This is a genomic window from Pseudomonas sp. NPDC088890 (assembly GCF_044900155.1).
GTDB lineage: Bacteria > Pseudomonadota > Gammaproteobacteria > Pseudomonadales > Pseudomonadaceae > Aquipseudomonas > Aquipseudomonas urmiensis.
Genome location: NZ_JBJDNG010000020.1, coordinates 17,562 through 34,169, shown reverse-complemented (window position 1 = coordinate 34,169; position 16,608 = coordinate 17,562). Strand labels below are relative to the sequence as shown.

14 protein-coding genes are annotated in these 16,608 nt (G+C 61.6%); 7 read left to right on the top strand and 7 right to left on the bottom strand.

The window, feature by feature from the left end; translation table 11 throughout:
- Window positions 1–451: 451 nt before the first annotated feature.
- Window positions 452–1,765: a branched-chain amino acid transport system II carrier protein gene (gene brnQ / locus ACI2JX_RS24610; RefSeq protein WP_186555708.1), complete on the top strand. Its 1,314-nt coding sequence runs from the start codon at window positions 452–454 to the stop codon at window positions 1,763–1,765.
- Between the two features lie 277 nt (window positions 1,766–2,042).
- Window positions 2,043–2,807 carry a DUF599 domain-containing protein gene (locus tag ACI2JX_RS24605; RefSeq protein WP_404691184.1) on the top strand — a complete coding sequence of 255 codons (765 nt, stop codon included), beginning with the start codon at window positions 2,043–2,045 and terminating at the stop codon, window positions 2,805–2,807.
- A 51-nt stretch (window positions 2,808–2,858) separates the two neighbouring features.
- Here the strand turns inward: ACI2JX_RS24605 and ACI2JX_RS24600 are convergent, their stop codons facing one another.
- Window positions 2,859–3,134 carry a hypothetical protein gene (locus tag ACI2JX_RS24600; RefSeq protein ID WP_186555710.1) on the bottom strand — a complete coding sequence of 92 codons (276 nt, stop codon included), beginning with the start codon at window positions 3,132–3,134 and terminating at the stop codon, window positions 2,859–2,861.
- Between the two features lie 156 nt (window positions 3,135–3,290).
- Here ACI2JX_RS24600 and ACI2JX_RS24595 point away from each other — a divergent pair, with 156 nt between their 5' ends.
- The 4 genes from ACI2JX_RS24595 to ACI2JX_RS24580 all read left to right on the top strand — a co-directional run bounded on the left by ACI2JX_RS24595 (window position 3,291) and on the right by ACI2JX_RS24580 (window position 7,013).
- Window positions 3,291–3,770 carry a PaaI family thioesterase gene (locus tag ACI2JX_RS24595; protein ID WP_404691183.1) on the top strand — a complete coding sequence of 160 codons (480 nt, stop codon included), beginning with the start codon at window positions 3,291–3,293 and terminating at the stop codon, window positions 3,768–3,770.
- The gene (locus ACI2JX_RS24590) at window positions 3,767–4,225 is read left to right on the top strand and encodes a PaaI family thioesterase (RefSeq protein ID WP_186555712.1); all 459 of its coding nucleotides are present in this window, start codon (window positions 3,767–3,769) and stop codon (window positions 4,223–4,225) included. Before ACI2JX_RS24595 ends, ACI2JX_RS24590 begins: the two co-directional genes overlap by 4 nt.
- Before the next feature lie 95 nt (window positions 4,226–4,320).
- Window positions 4,321–6,228 (top strand): molecular chaperone HtpG, encoded by a 1,908-nt coding sequence (gene htpG / locus ACI2JX_RS24585; RefSeq protein WP_264234962.1) that lies wholly within the window; start codon window positions 4,321–4,323, stop codon window positions 6,226–6,228.
- Between the two features lie 59 nt (window positions 6,229–6,287).
- A complete protein-coding gene (locus tag ACI2JX_RS24580; protein ID WP_368971521.1) occupies window positions 6,288–7,013 on the top strand; it encodes a dienelactone hydrolase family protein in 726 nt (241 codons plus the stop codon).
- A 266-nt stretch (window positions 7,014–7,279) separates the two neighbouring features.
- Here ACI2JX_RS24580 and ACI2JX_RS24575 read toward each other — a convergent pair whose 3' ends face one another.
- Complete coding sequence (locus tag ACI2JX_RS24575) at window positions 7,280–8,143, bottom strand: pirin family protein (protein ID WP_404691182.1); 864 nt, start codon at window positions 8,141–8,143, stop codon at window positions 7,280–7,282.
- Window positions 8,144–8,259: 116 nt separating this feature from the next.
- Between ACI2JX_RS24575 and ACI2JX_RS24570 the strand changes: the two genes are divergently transcribed.
- On the top strand, window positions 8,260–9,264 hold the full coding sequence (locus ACI2JX_RS24570) for an amidohydrolase family protein (RefSeq protein WP_264234959.1): 1,005 nt from the start codon (window positions 8,260–8,262) through the stop codon (window positions 9,262–9,264).
- A gap of 296 nt (window positions 9,265–9,560) precedes the next feature.
- On the opposite strand, the gene fabB is transcribed toward ACI2JX_RS24570, so the two are convergent.
- The 5 genes from fabB to ACI2JX_RS24545 form a co-directional block, all read right to left on the bottom strand.
- Window positions 9,561–10,781, bottom strand: coding sequence for a beta-ketoacyl-ACP synthase I (gene fabB / locus ACI2JX_RS24565; RefSeq protein ID WP_186555717.1), 1,221 nt, complete (start codon window positions 10,779–10,781; stop codon window positions 9,561–9,563).
- 11 nt (window positions 10,782–10,792) lie between these two features.
- The gene (gene fabA / locus ACI2JX_RS24560) at window positions 10,793–11,308 is read right to left on the bottom strand and encodes a 3-hydroxyacyl-[acyl-carrier-protein] dehydratase FabA (RefSeq protein WP_101318173.1); all 516 of its coding nucleotides are present in this window, start codon (window positions 11,306–11,308) and stop codon (window positions 10,793–10,795) included.
- Window positions 11,309–11,514: 206 nt separating this feature from the next.
- Window positions 11,515–13,446, bottom strand: a complete 1,932-nt coding sequence (locus ACI2JX_RS24555; protein WP_404691181.1) for a response regulator — start codon at window positions 13,444–13,446, stop codon at window positions 11,515–11,517.
- Window positions 13,443–14,333 carry an ABC transporter substrate-binding protein gene (locus ACI2JX_RS24550; RefSeq protein ID WP_264234957.1) on the bottom strand — a complete coding sequence of 297 codons (891 nt, stop codon included), beginning with the start codon at window positions 14,331–14,333 and terminating at the stop codon, window positions 13,443–13,445. The genes ACI2JX_RS24555 and ACI2JX_RS24550 overlap by 4 nt, the downstream gene beginning before the upstream one ends.
- Entirely contained in the window at window positions 14,333–16,480 is a 2,148-nt protein-coding gene (locus tag ACI2JX_RS24545; protein WP_404691180.1) for a TonB-dependent receptor plug domain-containing protein, read from the bottom strand. The genes ACI2JX_RS24550 and ACI2JX_RS24545 overlap by 1 nt, the downstream gene beginning before the upstream one ends.
- Between the last annotated feature and the right edge of the window lie 128 nt (window positions 16,481–16,608).

Below are 16,608 nucleotides of genomic sequence, written 5' to 3'. Positions count from 1 at the left end.
CCCCACGCGCACAGAGGCCACCTTCGGGTGGCCTTTGTCGTTTCTGGGGGCAAGATTGCTGTGGGCTGATCCGGTCTCTTGGCGGGCAAGCCCGCTCCCACAGCGCACATGAAGTCCCTGTGGGAGCGGGCTTGCCCGCGAAGAGGCCGGATCAGCCCACAGAAAATCGATCGCTTCAATAGAATTTTAAGCTTACGCCGTTCCCAGTCCTGCGATAATAGCCCGCGTCCTCGGTCGCGCAGACGACAAACACATACGCACATCGGACAAGCAGCACTGTTACAGTGCGTTTTCCAGGCAAAACGTTTAACCTACGCGCTCACTCTGTGCCCGTGCCCCAAAAGGGAACGACACGCTAAACGGGTCTGGCCTATCAAGCCGGGCAGCATTTCCCTCACCCATAGGGAAATCCCTCTCGAATCCCGATTTCAGCAGTGTGGTACGACCCTAAATGAAAGTGTTAAAAGGCCAGGATATCCTGGCACTTGGCTTTATGACGTTTGCGCTTTTCGTAGGCGCCGGCAATATCATCTTCCCGCCTATCGTCGGCCTGCAGTCCGGTCCGCACGTGTGGATGGCAGCCCTAGGCTTTTTGGTCACCGCAGTCGGCCTGCCGGTCATCACCGTGGTTGCCCTGGCCAAGGTCGGTGGCGGCATGGATGCGTTGAGCAGCCCGATCGGCAAGTTCTTCGGCGGCCTGCTGGCAGCTGTCTGCTACCTGTCGGTAGGTCCGCTGTTCGCCACCCCGCGTACCGCTACGGTGTCGTTCGAGGTAGGCGTGGCGCCGCTGACCGGTGAAAGCCCGTTGGCCTTGTTCATCTACAGCCTGGTGTACTTCCTGGTGGTGCTGGCGGTGTCGATGTATCCGGGCAAGCTGCTCGATACCGTTGGCCGCTTCTTGGCGCCGCTGAAGATCATTGCCCTGGCTGTGCTGGGCATCGCTGCCTTCGCGCTGCCAGCGGGGACCATTGGCGAAGCGCAACCGGCCTATGCTGCCGCAGCCTTCTCCAAGGGCTTCTCCGATGGCTACCTGACCATGGATACCCTGGGCGCCCTGGTGTTCGGTATCGTCATCGTCAATGCCATCCGCTCGCGCGGTGTCGAGTCGCCGCAGCTGATTACCCGCTATGCCATCATTGCCGGCCTGATTGCCGGTGTCGGCCTGGCCCTGGTGTACATCAGCCTGTTCCGCCTGGGTGCCGGTAGCCACGACATTGCGGCGGATGCCACTAACGGCGCAGCGGTATTGCATGCCTATGTGCAGCACACCTTCGGATCGCTGGGCAGTGGCTTCCTGGCGGTGTTGATCGCGCTGGCCTGCCTGGTAACTGCGGTAGGCCTGACCTGCGCCTGCGCCGAGTACTTCAGCCAGATCCTGCCGCTGTCGTATCGCGCCTTGGTGGTGATCCTGGCAGGCTTCTCGCTGCTGATCTCCAACCTGGGCCTGACCAAGCTGATCATGTTCTCGATTCCGGTGCTGACCGCCATCTACCCGCCATGCATCGTGGTGGTGGGCTTGAGCTTCGTCAAAGACCTGTGGAACTCGCCGACGCGCATTCTGGCGCCGGTGATGTTGGTCTCGCTGGTATTTGGCGTAGTCGATGCGATCAAGGGCAGCAGCCTGGCTCACGTGCTGCCAGACTTCATGGCTCACCTGCCGTTCAGCAATGAAGGCATGGCCTGGCTGGTGCCTTCGGTCATCACCCTGGCTGGGGCCGTGGTCTGCGACCGCATGCTCGGCAAGCCGCGCGAGGCCATGGCCTGATGGATTGAGACCAGGAGGCAGGCGCCGGCCACAAGCCGAAGGGCACCTGCAAATGGTTGAGACCAAAAACCCCGTATCCGTCAGGATGCGGGGTTTTTTTCTGGTCGGTCCCCACTCAGGCATCTGCGCAGACGTCGTGCGTGGGAGCGGGCTTGCCCCGCGATAAGGCCCGCACGAGCAAAGCAGATTATTCTCTCAAGTACGTGCCTTTTACCGAATCCAAACGTCGAAAACCGGTCAACATCCTTCTTTGCACCTGAACGGTCGAGAACCCTGCATGAGCTTCATCCAAAGCAATTTGAGCAATCTGTTGGCGGTCTGCTGGTTCGCCCTGTGCTGGGGTGGCTACACCCGCTACGCCATCTGGAAGGGCCGCGACACCGCTTGCCTGGCCAGCGTCCTGCACTTGTACCGCGAGGACTGGATGCGCCGCATGCTCCTGCGCGACAACCGCATCGCCGATGCCAGCGTAATCGGTAACCTGGAGCGCAACGCCTCGTTCTTCGCCTCCAGTACCCTGATCATCCTGGCCGGTATCCTCACCGTGCTTGGCGCCTCGGATCGGGCCTTGTCGCTGCTGGCCGACCTGCCCTTAGTGCAGGAGGCGTCGCAGGGCGTCTCGGAGATCAAGCTGTTGAGCCTGGCGGCGGTGTTCGTCTATGCCTTCTTCACCTTCAGCTGGTGCATGCGCCAATACAACTTTGCCGCCGTGCTGGTCGGTTCGGCGCCGATGATCGGCGAACGCCTGGTCAATGAACTGGAGCGCAAGGCGTTTGCCTCGCGCGCGGCGCGGGTGTTGTCGCTGGCGGCCAACCAGTTCAACTTGGGCTTGCGCTCTTATTACTTCGGCATGGCCATGCTCACCTGGTTCATTAGCCCCTGGATATTCATGGCCACTACAATCGGCGTAGTGCTGATTCTTTATCGCCGCGAGTTCCATTCGGATGTGTTGGATGTGATGGTGTTCACACCCACCGAAAGTGCACCGATCGACGCGGCTAAAGAAAGTTCCATCGCATCGACTGAAACGATTAACCCTTAAACTTCAGGCACAAAAAAACCCGACAATGTCGGGTTTTTTTGTTTAAACCGATTACTGCTTAGCTGGCTCGGTTGGAGCCGGGGTAGCAGGTGCGGTTTCTTCAGCGGCTTCTTCAGCAGCTTTTTGCTGCGCTTCGGCCTGATCTTTGGCGGCTTCGGCGTTTTCCTTGGCAGCCTCGTTCATTTTATCCTGAGCTTCGCCCGCTTTTTCCTGGGCTTGCTCAGCGTGTTGCTGTGCGTCCTGGGCTTTGTCTTCACTTGCCTTGTCGCAAGCGGCCAGACCCATGGCAGCGGCCAGCATCAGAGCAAAAGCAAAAGGTTTACGCATGGGGGTGTCTCTCCTTGGTGGAATAACTTACTTGTTCCTTCGAGCTCAAGTAAGCGGAATAAGTTCCGCGAAGATTACAGATATATAACGCCCCGTTCTACATAGACTTTTCACTGATTTTGTGCCGCTGACCAATCAGTACAAGGAAATCGCCCGATGAGCGACACGCCCTTGATAGCCATGGCTGAGCGCTTTCTCTCAGCATTGAAACATTGTCAGGTTTTGCAGATGCGCGTGCATCACGCTGACGCCAGTGGCATGACCCTGGTAATGCCCTGGTCGCCAATGATTGTCGGCAACCCCCAGTCCGGCGCCGTGCATGGCGGTGCGCTGACCACGCTGATGGACACCACCTGCGGCATGGCCACGCTCTGCGCGCTGGAGCAGTTCGAGGTGTGCCCGACCCTGGATTTGCGCATCGATTACATGCACCCGGCCGAGCCCGGCAAGGCTATCCACGGTCACGCATACTGCTATCGGGTGACCCGTGATGTGATCTTCACCCGCGGCACGGCCTATCAGGATGACCCCGAGCAACCCATCTGCCAGGTGGTCGGCACCTTCATGCGCCTGGGCCAGGAGGTCAAAGGGGGCATCCGCTTTGGAAACAGCTTGAACAAGGAGCAGGGCGTATGATCCCCCGCGATGTTCGCCAGCGCCTTAACGAAGCGCACGCGGCGGGCGACTACCGGCCGCTGCTGGCATTGATCCCTTATGCAGGCCTGATTGGCATCGAGTGCGAACGTCGCGGCGACGAGCTGCTGTTCCGCCTGCCGGCCAACCCGGACAACGTTGGCAATCCGCTGTTGCCGGCGATTCATGGCGGGGTGATCGCAGGCTTCATGGAGCTCAGCGCCGCGCTGTACCTGCTGATCTACAGCGAAAGCGTGAGCATTCCCAAGATCATCGATTTTTCCATCGATTACCTGCGCGCCGGCCACCTGCGCGACACCTTTGCCCACTGCCAGCTGTGGCGCCAGGGCAGGCGGGTGACCAACGTCGCCATCACCGCCTGGCAGGCGGATCGGGACACGCCGATCGCCACCGCCCGTGCGCATTTCAAGATCGAACCAGAAAAGCCCTTGAAATAGTCAGGCCAGCCCCCATCTGCTTGTCATCCCGCCGTAAAAGCTGGCCAATCGGGCCGCCGGGCGACAACTGCCATCAGATCGGAGTTTTGAAGACCATGAGTGTGGAGACACAAAAAGAAACCCTGGGCTTCCAGACCGAGGTAAAGCAACTGCTGCACCTCATGATCCACTCGCTGTACTCGAACAAGGAAATCTTCCTGCGCGAGCTGATTTCCAACGCCTCCGACGCCGCTGACAAGCTGCGTTTCGAGGCCTTGGCCAAGCCTGAGCTGCTCGAAGGCGACGCCGACCTGAAGATCCGCGTCAGCTTCGATAAAGACGCCAACACCGTGACCCTTGAGGACAACGGTATCGGCATGAGCCGTGAAGACGTCATCGCCCACCTGGGCACCATCGCCAAGTCTGGCACCGCCGACTTCATGAAGAACCTCAGTGGCGACCAGAAGAAAGATTCGCACCTGATCGGCCAATTCGGCGTGGGCTTCTATTCGGCGTTCATCGTCGCCGACAAAGTCGACGTCTACAGCCGCCGCGCCGGTCTGCCAGCTGCCGAGGGCGTGCACTGGTCGTCCAAGGGCGAGGGGGAGTTCGAAGTCGCCACCATCGACAAGCCACAGCGTGGCACCCGTATCGTCCTGCACCTGAAAAAGGGTGAGGAAGAGTTCGCCGATGGCTGGCGTCTGCGCAACGTGGTCAAGAAGTACTCCGACCACATTGCCTTGCCGATCGAGCTGCCCAAAGAGCAAGCCGCAGCCGCTGAAGGCGAAGAGCAACCTACGCAAGAGTGGGAAACCGTCAACCGCGCCAGCGCCCTGTGGACCCGTCCGCGGACCGAGGTCAAGGACGAGGAGTACCAGGAGTTCTACAAGCACATCGGCCATGACTTCGAGAACCCGCTGGCCTGGAGCCACAATAAGGTCGAAGGCAAGCTTGAATACAACTCGCTGCTGTACGTCCCGGCCCGCGCGCCGTTCGACCTGTACCAGCGCGAAGCGCCACGCGGCCTGAAGCTGTACGTACAGCGCGTATTCATCATGGACCAGGCCGAGTCGTTCCTGCCGCTGTACCTGCGCTTCATCAAGGGTGTGGTCGACTCCAACGACCTGTCGCTGAACGTCTCGCGTGAAATCCTGCAGAAGGACCCGATCATCGACTCGATGAAAACGGCCCTGACCAAGCGCGTGCTGGACATGCTGGAGAAACTGGCCAAGAACGAGCCTGAGCAGTACAAGGGCTTCTGGAAGAACTTTGGCCAGGTGCTCAAAGAAGGCCCGGCTGAAGACTTCGCCAACAAAGAGAAGATCGCCGGTCTGCTGCGTTTCGCTTCGACCCATGACGACAGCGGCGAGCAAAGCGTGTCGCTGGCTGACTACCTGGCGCGTGCCAAGGAAGGTCAGGACAAGATCTACTACCTCACCGGCGAAACCTACGCGCAGGTCAAGAACAGCCCGCACCTGGAAGTCTTCCGCAAGAAAGGCATCGAAGTGCTGCTGCTGACCGACCGTATCGATGAGTGGCTGATGAGCTACCTGAGCGATTTCGACGGCAAGAGCTTCGTCGACGTCGCTCGCGGTGACCTGGACCTGGGCCAGCTGGATTCGGAAGAAGACAAGAAGGCCCAGGAGGAAGTCGCTAAAAACAAGGAAGGCTTGGTCGAGCGTCTGAAGACGGCCCTGGGTGACAGCGTCGCCGAGGTGCGTGTCTCGCACCGCCTGACCGATTCGCCGGCGATCCTCGCCATTGGCGAGCAGGACCTGGGTCTGCAGATGCGCCAGATCCTCGAAGCCAGTGGGCAGAAGGTGCCGGACTCCAAGCCGATCTTCGAATTCAACCCGGCTCATCCGCTGATCGACAAGCTCGACAACGAGCAGAGCGAAGACCGCTTCGCCGAACTTTCGCACATCCTGTTCGATCAGGCCGCGCTGGCGGCTGGCGACAGCCTGAAGGACCCAGCGGCCTACGTTCGTCGCTTGAACAAGCTGCTGGTCGAGCTGTCTGCTTGAGTTAGTTGCTAGGAAAGCCCGCTTCGGCGGGCTTTTTTCATGGTGCAAGGAGGAGTTTGATGAGCAAGGTAATCGTCGAATCGCTGGTCTATCACCTGTCCGGCAAGACCTATGAGAGCCGCTTGGTGTATGAGCCCGGTGCGCTGGGGCGACCAGGTCTGGTGATGGCGCCGAACTGGATGGGCATCGGTGAAGGTGCCGAGCGTATTGCCAAGGAAGTTGCCGAGAAAGGTTATGTGGTATTGATCGCTGACCTGTATGGCCAGTCGGTGCGCCCGGCCAATGCCGATGAGGCAGGCAACGCGATGATGCCGCTGAAGAATGATCGCGCCGAGCTGCGCAAGCGCATGAAAGAGGCGTTGGATCAACTGCTGGGGCAGTCCAAGGCGCTGCTGGAGCCGGGTAAGGTGGCAACCTTCGGGTTCTGCTTTGGCGGTTGCTGTGCGCTGGAGTTGGCGCGTACCGGGGCGGATCTCAAGGCTGCCGTGTCGTTCCACGGCACCCTGGATACGCCGAACCCAGAGGACGCCAAGCGCATCAAAGGCTCGGTACTGGTGCTGCATGGTGCCTCGGACCCCTTGGTGCCGCGTGAGCAGTTGCCGGCGTTCGAGGAAGAAATGAATGCCGCCAAGGTCGATTGGCAATTGCTCAGCTATGGCGGGGCGGTGCATTCGTTCACTGATCCGAATGCCAATGTGCCGGGCAAGATGCAGTACGACCGCAAGACTTCAGAGCGGGCGTTCAAGGCGATGCACAACCTGCTGACAGAAGTGTTCAGAGGTTGAGTGTGCCGGGGCCGCACAGCGGCCCTTCGCGGGCAAGCCCGCTCCCACAGGGATTGCGGCGCTGTGGGGGTCAGTGGTGAGCTAGACCAGACGCCCTGTTTGGTGCGGGCTTGCCGGGCCGCCGAACCGCCGCAAGGAGTGGAAAACAGCCCCAACGCTTTTAATAAAGCTCTTTGCGGATCTAACTTAGCTCACCCCTGACCGGCGCAGCGCCGCTATCCCTGTGGGAGCGGGCTTGCCCGCGAAGGGCCGCGCAGCGGCCCCAACTAGCGCGGTAATTCGATCCGCTCGATTTCCCCAGGCACCACCGGCCAATCCCCAGCAGCCCAGCGCACTCGGGCCTGTTCGATCAGTGCCGGATCACTCGCGACAAAATTCCAGTTCATCCGCCGCGGACCATCCAGCGGCGCGCCACCGATCAGCACCAACTGGCATTCGCCCTCGGCATACAGCGTCACCTCTTCACCCTCCGGCAACACCAGCAGGCTGCACGGCTCGACCTCCTGCCCATTGAGCTGCAACTCGCCATCGAGCAGGTACAGCGCCCGCTGGGCATGTTCATTCGGCACCAGCAGGGTTGTCGCAGGTTGCATGCGCACATGGGCGTACAGGGTAGGGGAGAGCACTGGCACCGGAGATTCCAGGCAAAAGCCGTTGCCGGCAATCAAGCAGATGCGCACGCCCAGCGTTTCACTGACCGGCAGGCTCGCCGCCGGGTGATGACTGTAGCTCGCCAGGCCCTGCTCATGTTCACGTGGCGAGGCCAGCCATACCTGCAGCCCATGCAGGCGCGAGCCCTTGGCAAAACCCTCCGCGGGAGTGCGCTCGACATGGGCGACGCCGCGCCCGGCCGTCATCCAGCTGACATCGCCAGGCAGTACCCGCTGATCCGAGCCCAGGCTGTCCTTGTGCAGGATTTCGCCCTCGAACAAGTAGGTCAGGGTCGACAGGCCAATATGCGGATGCTGGCGGATATCCATGCCGCTGCCAGGCGCATAATCGGTCTCCAGCATATGGTCGAAGAATACGAACGGGCCGACGCTGCGGCACTGCGCCGAAGGCAGTGGGCGCAGGATCGGCTGGCCCTCGACCGATTCGGCGCGCGGACGGATGATCAACGGGCTGCTCATGTTCGGCTCCAGGCGGCGCGGTAAGTGCCCACCAGCATAACGGGTTGTGGTCGATTGCTGAACCGCGGCGAGCGCGCGCGGGTCTACTCTGTTCGAATCAGGATAAGGATGCTGCCATGATCGCCAGAACACTGGCTGCCGTGCTGGTTTCGGGCCTGCTGTGCCAGCTGGCCCAGGCCCGCGAGTACCGCTACAGCGATGCCCACCTGCACTACGTCGACTTCTTCCAGGAAACCGAAGGCATGCCGGCCTTGCTCAAGGCGATGGACCAGGCAGGGATCGACCAGTCGATGATTTCCGGGGTTTCGGTGGCCAAGAAATGGCATGAAGACGAACCCAAGCGCCCACGCTATTACGCGGGTGACGACGCCGATGCATATTGGTACAGCGCCACTGATATCTATGTGGCGGCTGCTCTTGAAAAGTTAACGCCGCAGCAGCGCAAACGCTTTCATCCGTTTCTGACCGGCTTCAATCCGGTGGACAAGAATGCTGTCAGCCATATCGAGCGCATGCTTGAGCTGTATCCGGGGCTGTGGCAAGGCATTGGCGAGGTGTTCACCCGCCACGATGACCTTACTGCCCTGACCAGCGGCGACACGCCCAGGGCTAACAACGAGGCGATGACGCGCATCTATCACCTGGCGGCCGAGCGCGATCTACCCGTACTGATTCACTCCAACATCACCTCCAAGCGCGAGCGCAACCCGCTGTACCTGGCCGAGATCGAGGAGCCGCTGCGCAACCATCCGCACACCCGCTTCATCTGGGCGCATGCCGGCACCAGCATGGAGATTCATCGGCACCAGACGCAGATGGACTTTCTCTTGCCAGTGCTGACCCGAATGCTCAAGGATTACCCCAACTTGTACATTGATCTGTCGTGGAGCGTGCTTGAGCCGTACTTGCTTGATGAGCAGGGCAGGCCGCGCCAGGCTTGGTTGGCGTTGGTCGAGCGCTATCCTGATCGGTTCATGCTCGGCTCGGATGTGGTGGGGCGGTTTGGTAGCTTGGGCGAGCAGTTGCATGGCTTTGATCCGTTCCTGGATGCATTGCCAGAGCAGGTCGCGCAGAAGGTGGCGAGGGAGAATTTTCTGGCGGTGTTGCCCAAGGGGCATTGAGCTGGCTGTACCGGCCCTATCGCGGGGCAAGCCCGCTCCCACGTAATGCGCGTACATCCACGCAATGCGCCTAGATCCACGCCATGCGCGTACAGCCACGTAATGCGAGTAGATCCACGCCATGCGCGTACTTCCACTCAATGCGCGTACTTCCACGCCATGCGCGTACATCTACGCCATGCGCGTACTTCACGTGGGAGCGGGCTTGCCCCGCGATAGCGTCGGCACAGCCCAACACCGCCACAAACAAAAACGCCCCGAACCAGTCGGGGCGTTTTCGCTTGAGCGCTAAGGTCTTACTTGCCTTCCCAACGCTTCAGTACCAGGGTGGCATTGGTGCCACCGAAGCCGAAGCTGTTGCTCATGACCGTATCGATCTTGGCGTTCTCGATGGTTTCGCGCTGGATCGGCAGGTCAGCGACCTCTGGGTCCAGCTCATCGATGTTGGCGGAGCCGGCGATGAAGTTGTTTTCCATCATCAGCAGGCAGTAGATCGCCTCGTGCACGCCAGCGGCGCCCAGCGAGTGACCGGACAGGCTCTTGGTCGAGCTGATCTTCGGCGCTTTGTCGCCGAATACTTCACGCACACCTTTCATTTCCGCGACGTCACCAACCGGAGTCGAGGTGCCGTGGGTGTTCAGGTAGTCGATCGGTGTGTCGACGGTGGACAGTGCCTGCTGCATGCAGCGGATGGCGCCTTCACCGCTCGGGGCGACCATGTCGTAACCATCGGAAGTTGCGCCGTAGCCGACGATTTCGGCGTAGATCTTGGCGCCACGGGCCAGGGCGTGTTCCAGCTCTTCGACCACCACCATGCCGCCGCCGCCGGCGATAACGAAACCGTCACGGTCAGCGTCGTAGGCGCGCGAGGCCAGCTCAGGGGTGTCGTTGCGCTTGGTGGAAAGCGCGCCCATGGCGTCGAACAGGAACGATTGACTCCAGTGCTCTTCTTCACCGCCGCCGGCGAAGACGATGTCCTGCTTGCCCCACTGGATCTGCTCCAGTGCGGTACCGATGCAGTGGGCGCTGGTGGCGCAAGCCGAGGAGATCGAGTAGTTGATGCCCTTGATCTTGAACGGCGTTGCCAGGCACGCCGATACAGTGCTGCCCATGGTCCGGGTGACACGGTATGGACCGACGCGCTTGACGCCCTTCTCGCGCAGGGTATCCAGCGCTTCCATCTGGTTCAGGGTCGATGCGCCGCCGGAGCCTGCTACCAGGCCGGTGCGTGGGTTGGAAACCTGCTCTTCGGTCAGGCCCGAGTCCTTGATCGCGTCCTGCATCGCCAGGTAGGCGTAGGCAGCCGCGTGGCCGACGAAGCGGAACACCTTGCGGTCGATCAGTTCTTCGAGGTTGAGGTCGATGGAACCGGAAACCTGGCTACGCAGCCCCATTTCCTTATATTCCGGGTTGTAGCGAATGCCCGGACGGCTCTTGCGCAGGTTTTCGGTGACGGTCTCTTTGTCATTGCCCAGGCACGATACGATGCCCAGACCAGTGATAACGACGCGGCGCATGCGAATAACCCTTAGAAATTGTCAGTGGAGGTGAACACGCCGACCCGCAGGGCTTCGGCGGTGTAGATCTCGCGGCCGTCGACGCTGACCGAGCCATCGGCGATGGCCATGTTCAGCTTGCCCTTCAGGACGCGCTTGATATGAATGTTGTAGGTGACTTTCTTGGCGGTAGGCAGCACCTGACCGAAGAATTTCACTTCGCCCGAACCCAGGGCGCGACCGCGGCCCGGCAGACCCTGCCAGCCGAGGAAGAAACCGACCAACTGCCACATGGCATCGAGGCCCAGGCAGCCCGGCATCACCGGATCACCCTCGAAGTGGCAGGCGAAGAACCACAGGTCTGGGGTGATATCCAGCTCGGCGACCAATTCACCTTTGCCGAACTTTCCGCCTTCCTCGCTGATATGCGTGATGCGATCGACCATCAACATGTTCGGGGCGGGCAGTTGCGCGTTACCTGGGCCGAACAGCTCACCGCGACTGCAGCGCAGCAGGTCTTCCCGAGTAAAGGCGTTTTGTTTGGTCATGCGAGCTCCTCAATAATCCCCATGCGGCAGGGGATGAATCTTCCCGGCCATCCCAGAGCACTATGAGCTCAAGGCGGCAGCCTACAGGTAGACTATTGCGTTGTGGTGAAAGTCACAGCGCACCTGGCAAATGAAGTACAGGTGTTCACTGAAACCAGTATTTTCAGGCCCAGCGGCGGTCCTGTCTAGTCTAAGACTGCCGCACTTTAGCATTTATCGCCAGTCGCGGCTGTCTGTCCGGGTAACCAACGCTGCAGGATCCGCTGCAGTTCCGTGCGTTTGAAGGGTTTGCTCAGGTAATCGTCCATGCCAGCCGCCAGGCAACGCTCGCGATCGCCCTGCAAGGCACTGGCGGTCAAGGCGATGATCGGTAGCCCGGCGCCTTGGCGTAGCTGACGAATGCGCCGGGTCGCTTCATAGCCGTCCATCAGCGGCAGGCGGCAATCCATCAGTACCGCAGCGAAGCGCTGCTGGTCGACCTGCTCTACCGCCTGCGCGCCGTCCAGCGCCACGCTGACCTCAAAGCCGAGGCTGCGCAGCATCGCCTCGATCACGCTTTGGTTGACCGGGTTGTCCTCGACCAGCAGGATCCGCCCGCCAGCCTCGCCTGGCTGGCCCTGCGCCGCGCGGCCTGGGAGCAGGGCGGCGGGCTTGCTGGCCAGGGCCAGGGGCATTTCCAGAGTAAAGGTCGAGCCCAAGCCCTCGCGGCTCTCGGCGCGCAACTGGCCGCCCATGCGTTCGGCCAGGGTGCGCGCAATTGCCAGGCCCAGGCCAGTACCGCCGTAGCGTCGGGAGATCGAACTGTCGGCCTGCTGGAAGGCGACGAACATCATTTCCAGGCGGTCGCTGTCGATACCGATGCCGGTGTCGCGTACCGCGCAGCTGAACCAGATCAACTGGCGGTCGAGCACCTGCCAGCGCGGCTCGACTTCGACCTGGCCGCGCTCGGTGAACTTCAAGGCGTTGCCGATAAGGTTCAGGAGAATCTGGCGGATGCGTGTCGGATCGCCGACAACTTCCAGGCGGTCCAGGCCTGTCGGCAGTTTCAACTGCAGGTCCAGGCCGCGCTGCTGGGCGCTGTGCTGGAACGACTGCACGCTGCTGCTGATCAGCTCGCCCAGGTTGAAATCGATATGCTCCAGCTCAAGGCTGGTGCGCTCGATCCGCGAGAAGTCGAGGATGTCATTGATCACCTTGAGCAGGTGCCCGGTCGATTCGCTGGCCACTGCCGTGTAGTCAGCCTGCTCGTGGGTCAGCTGGGTGGTTTCGAGCAATTGCAGCATGCCCAACACACCGTTCATCGGCGTGCGCAGTTCATGGCTCATCATGGCCAGGAAGTCCGACTTGGCGCGGTTGGCCTGTTCGGCCTCTTCGCGGGCCTGGATCAACTGCGCGATTGCCTGCTTCTGTTCTTGGCTGGCCTGCTCCAAGGCACTGGCCAGGTTGTTGATATGACGCGCCAGATGGCCCAGCTCGCTGTCGTCGACCACCGGCACCGGGGCATTGAACTCGCCCTGCTGGATCGCCTTGACCGCGTGGCCCATGTCGCTGATGGGCTTGGCCAGGCTCATGGCCAAGCGGCGCGCGAGGAGGAAGGTGAACAACAGGGCGAACAGGGCCAGGATCCCGGCCTTGATGACGATTTCCTGCTGGCGCTGGCTGAAGGCGTCGTCCGACATGCCGACGATTACCCGGCCCAGGTAGTCATCGCCAATGCGCGGCATCGGCGTCTTGCCTTGCTGCAGGAAGTCGTTGTCCAGGCGGATCTGCTGGAGGCGGATCGGCGCCTGGAACACTTCCACGCGCTGCGCGCGGTTGGCGCTTTCATCGGCTTGCTCGACGTACACCAGGATATGGTTGCGGCTGTCCTGCACTTCCAGAAAACGCACGTGCGGAATGCTCAAGGTCGCGCGCATCAGGCTTTCCAGCACCTCGTTATTGCCGGAGATCACCCCGTACTCCGAGGCCGGCGCCAGCTGGTTGGCGATTAGCTGGCCGGTGTGGTTGAGCTCCTGGCGCAAGTCCTGGATACGCACGAAGGTAAAGAAGCTGATCAGCAACAGCGTGAGCAACAAGGCCGGGCCAAGGCTGATGATTTGCGTGCGGGTATGGATGTCCCAGCTCAGGCGCTTTCTCATGGGGTGGGTTCTCCTTCGGCCAGGGCCAGGGCGGCGGCCTTCGGATCAATCGGCTCCAGGCCCAGGGCGCGGGCGACCTGTTGGTTGCCACTGACGCCAAAGTGCGAGGGATACAGGCTACGCGGCCAGCGCGCCGGGGACTGGTCGAGCAGCCGGTCGAGCACCGCCAGCCAGTCGTCCTGGTCGCTGTAGGTGCTGGCCAGGGCGCCAGCGCGGACGAAGCCGACGTTGGGGCCGATCAGTGCCAGCTGGCGGCCATAGCTGCTGAGCAGGACGTTCTTGGCGGTCTTGGAGTTGTACAGGTCGGGGTCATCGATCCCCAGCAGCACGTCGCTATTGCCCAACAGGTGCTGCAGCGGGCGGCTGTCACGCAGGTCGGGCCAGTCCTGGGCGACTATCTCCAGGCCCAGGGGCTGGGCGGCCTGGCGCAGTTCGTCGAGTAGAAAGCGGCTTTGCTCACCGTACAGCACGCCAATTCGGCGGGCCTGGGGCAGCAGCAAGCGTGTCAGGCGCAGTTGCCGGGCCAGCGGCGGGTCACTCCAGAGCAGGCACAAATAGGCCGGACGCGACTTTCCCAGGCGCTGTTCAACTTGCACCCGGCTGACCCGCATGGCCAAAGCCGGCGGCCCGGCGGTTTCGCCCAGGCGCCATTCCAGCGCGGCGCTGTCGAGCAGGATCAGGCGAATATCGCTTTTCAGCTGGCTGGGGCGGGGCAGCTCGGCCACGCTCTGAAAGCGCACCTGGTCATGGCTGCGACGGCTTTGCATGGCCTCGACGAAGCTGCGGATGCCAGGCTGATCGTCACCCCCGACCAACAGGATTTCGCTGGCTGACAGCGTCCCCAGTGGCCATAGGCAGAGCAGCAGCAGGCGCAGCAGACGCAGCATCAGAATTCCAGCTCCGCGCTGACGCTCAGGCGGTGACGGCTGTCATAACGGTTCTGGGGCAGGGTGATCGGCTCGTCGTCCAGGCGCTGCTGCCAGAGTGCGGCAAGCTCCAGGGTGGTGCCCTGAATGCGCAGGCGCTTGGCCACGCGCAGGTCGATGCGCTCGAAGCGATAGTCGTTGAGGTTGGCATCGCCATAGTAGAACAGCGCGCTGGACCAACCCGCGCCCCAGTCACGCATCCAGCCAGCCGAGCCGCTGTTGCGTGCGCTGTTCTGGCTGTCGTTGCGGTTGCTGGCCCAGGCGTCGACGTAGGCGTAGCTCAGTCGCAGACGATCGCGCCGGCTCGGGCGCCAGTCGACCTGCGCTTCGGTGCCGCGAAAACTGGCCTTGTTAGCGTTGCTGGCAATGTACTGGTTGTTGCGCAGCGGTTCACTGATCATTCCGGTGATCTCGTCGTAGAACAGCTTCACATCCATGCTCAGGTCGATATCGCTGAAGTTACCGTTGTAACCCAGCTCGCGCGAGCGCATCCGCTCCTGGTCCAGATCGCCCGGGCCGCGGGTCTTGACGAAGTACTCACCATTGCCCATCCAGGGTTGATAGGGCGTCAGGTTGTTGACCGTGTAGCTCCAGTTGACGTTGTTCTCGAACATGTCTGGCGAGCGCACCGCCTCAGAGTAGACGGCCCGCAAGCCATGACGCGGGGTGATCAGGTAATTGACCGCGACCCGCGGCGTCAGCGAGCTGCCGGACAGGCGACTGTCTTCGAACATCGCCCCGCCTTGCAGGATCCAGTGTTCGTCCGCGCGCCACTCCAGTTGGCCGAACAGGCGCCAGGTCTGATCGTCCAGGGTGCCATTGAAGTAGGTCTGCGAGTCGGCTTTGTCATAGCGGAAATTGGCACCACTGAGCAGGCGCAGGTTGTCGGTCAGGCTCAGGGTGTCCTGGATCTCCAGGTCATAGCGGGTTTCACGGGTGCTCTGGTCGACATCGCCACACACCACCTGGCTGCCACCCTGGCTGTCCCACTGCTGTTTCACCTGGTCACGCAACGCCTGCAAGGCGGGGTTGCTGTTGCCCGGGGGATTGGTGATGTTGCGTGCCACCTGCTCGGCATAGTTCGAGTCCAGCTGCCACAGACGAGTCAGTTCCTGGCTGAACGAGAGCGCCGCATCACAGGCCCGCCACACCTGCTGGCGGTCGAAGTGCTGCGCCGAACCCTGCACGTACAGGCTGTGTTCGGGGTTGATATCGATGCTCCAGCGCAGCGAACCCGCGTAGTCCTTGGCGTTGACATCAGCGCTGTCGCCGGCGCGGGTGACGAAGGGGAACACCGGTTTGTAGGTGTAAGGCCGTTGGTTGCTGCCTTCCTTGGCCGCCAACTGCCACTCCAAGGTCTGGTTGGGCGCGAGCATTTGACTGACATTGAGGTTGATCCGGTTCAGCCGGCGGCTGTCGCGGTAGTCACGGCCGTACTGGTCCTGATCGAAGCCGTCATCTTGCTGGCCAGACAGCGACAGGCGCAGGTCGCCACCGTCCCAGCCAAGCCCTTGGCTGGCATAGAAGTCATTGATGCCATCTTCACCGCGGGTCATTTTCAGACGCGTACCGTGGCTGTCGGCGGGGTTGCGGGTGAGGATGTTGACCACCGCCATCAGCGCGTTGGCGCCGTAGCTGACGGTGTTGGGGCCGCGAAACACCTCGATCCGCTCGATATCCTCGAGGGCTACCGGGATATCGCTCCAGTCCACCGTGGCCAGGCCTGCGCGGTACACCGAGCGGCCATCGATCAACACCTGCATGCGGCGGGCTTCGCTGACGTTACTGCCGTGGTAGTTGACCGTCGGCTGGTTGCCGGCGCCATAGCCGATCATCATCCCTGGCACCAGGCGCAGGAGCTCGGGAATATCCCGGGCGCCGCTGGCGCGGATCAGGTCGCTGTCGAGCACGGTCATGCTGCCCGGCACTGCGGCAGGGGATTGTTTCAGGCGGGTGGCGGTCAGAACTTGCGGCAGGTCCTGGTTGTCGATGAACAGATCGTCGGCCACAGCAGGGCCGCCGAGCAGGGCAGTCAGCAATAGCAGGCGAGGAACCGGTGGCGGGCCAGGAAACACGGTACGGCCTTGTATCAGTGTTGAAACAGGCATGTTAACTGACCTTGCGGGTTTTTCCAGCGGCTCAGGTCAAGGCTGAGTACTGTGTTGGCTTGTTCACGCGTGCAGGCTGCCTGCGACTTCGCAGCTCGCACGCGTCTGCCACTGGTTCTGACGCACAC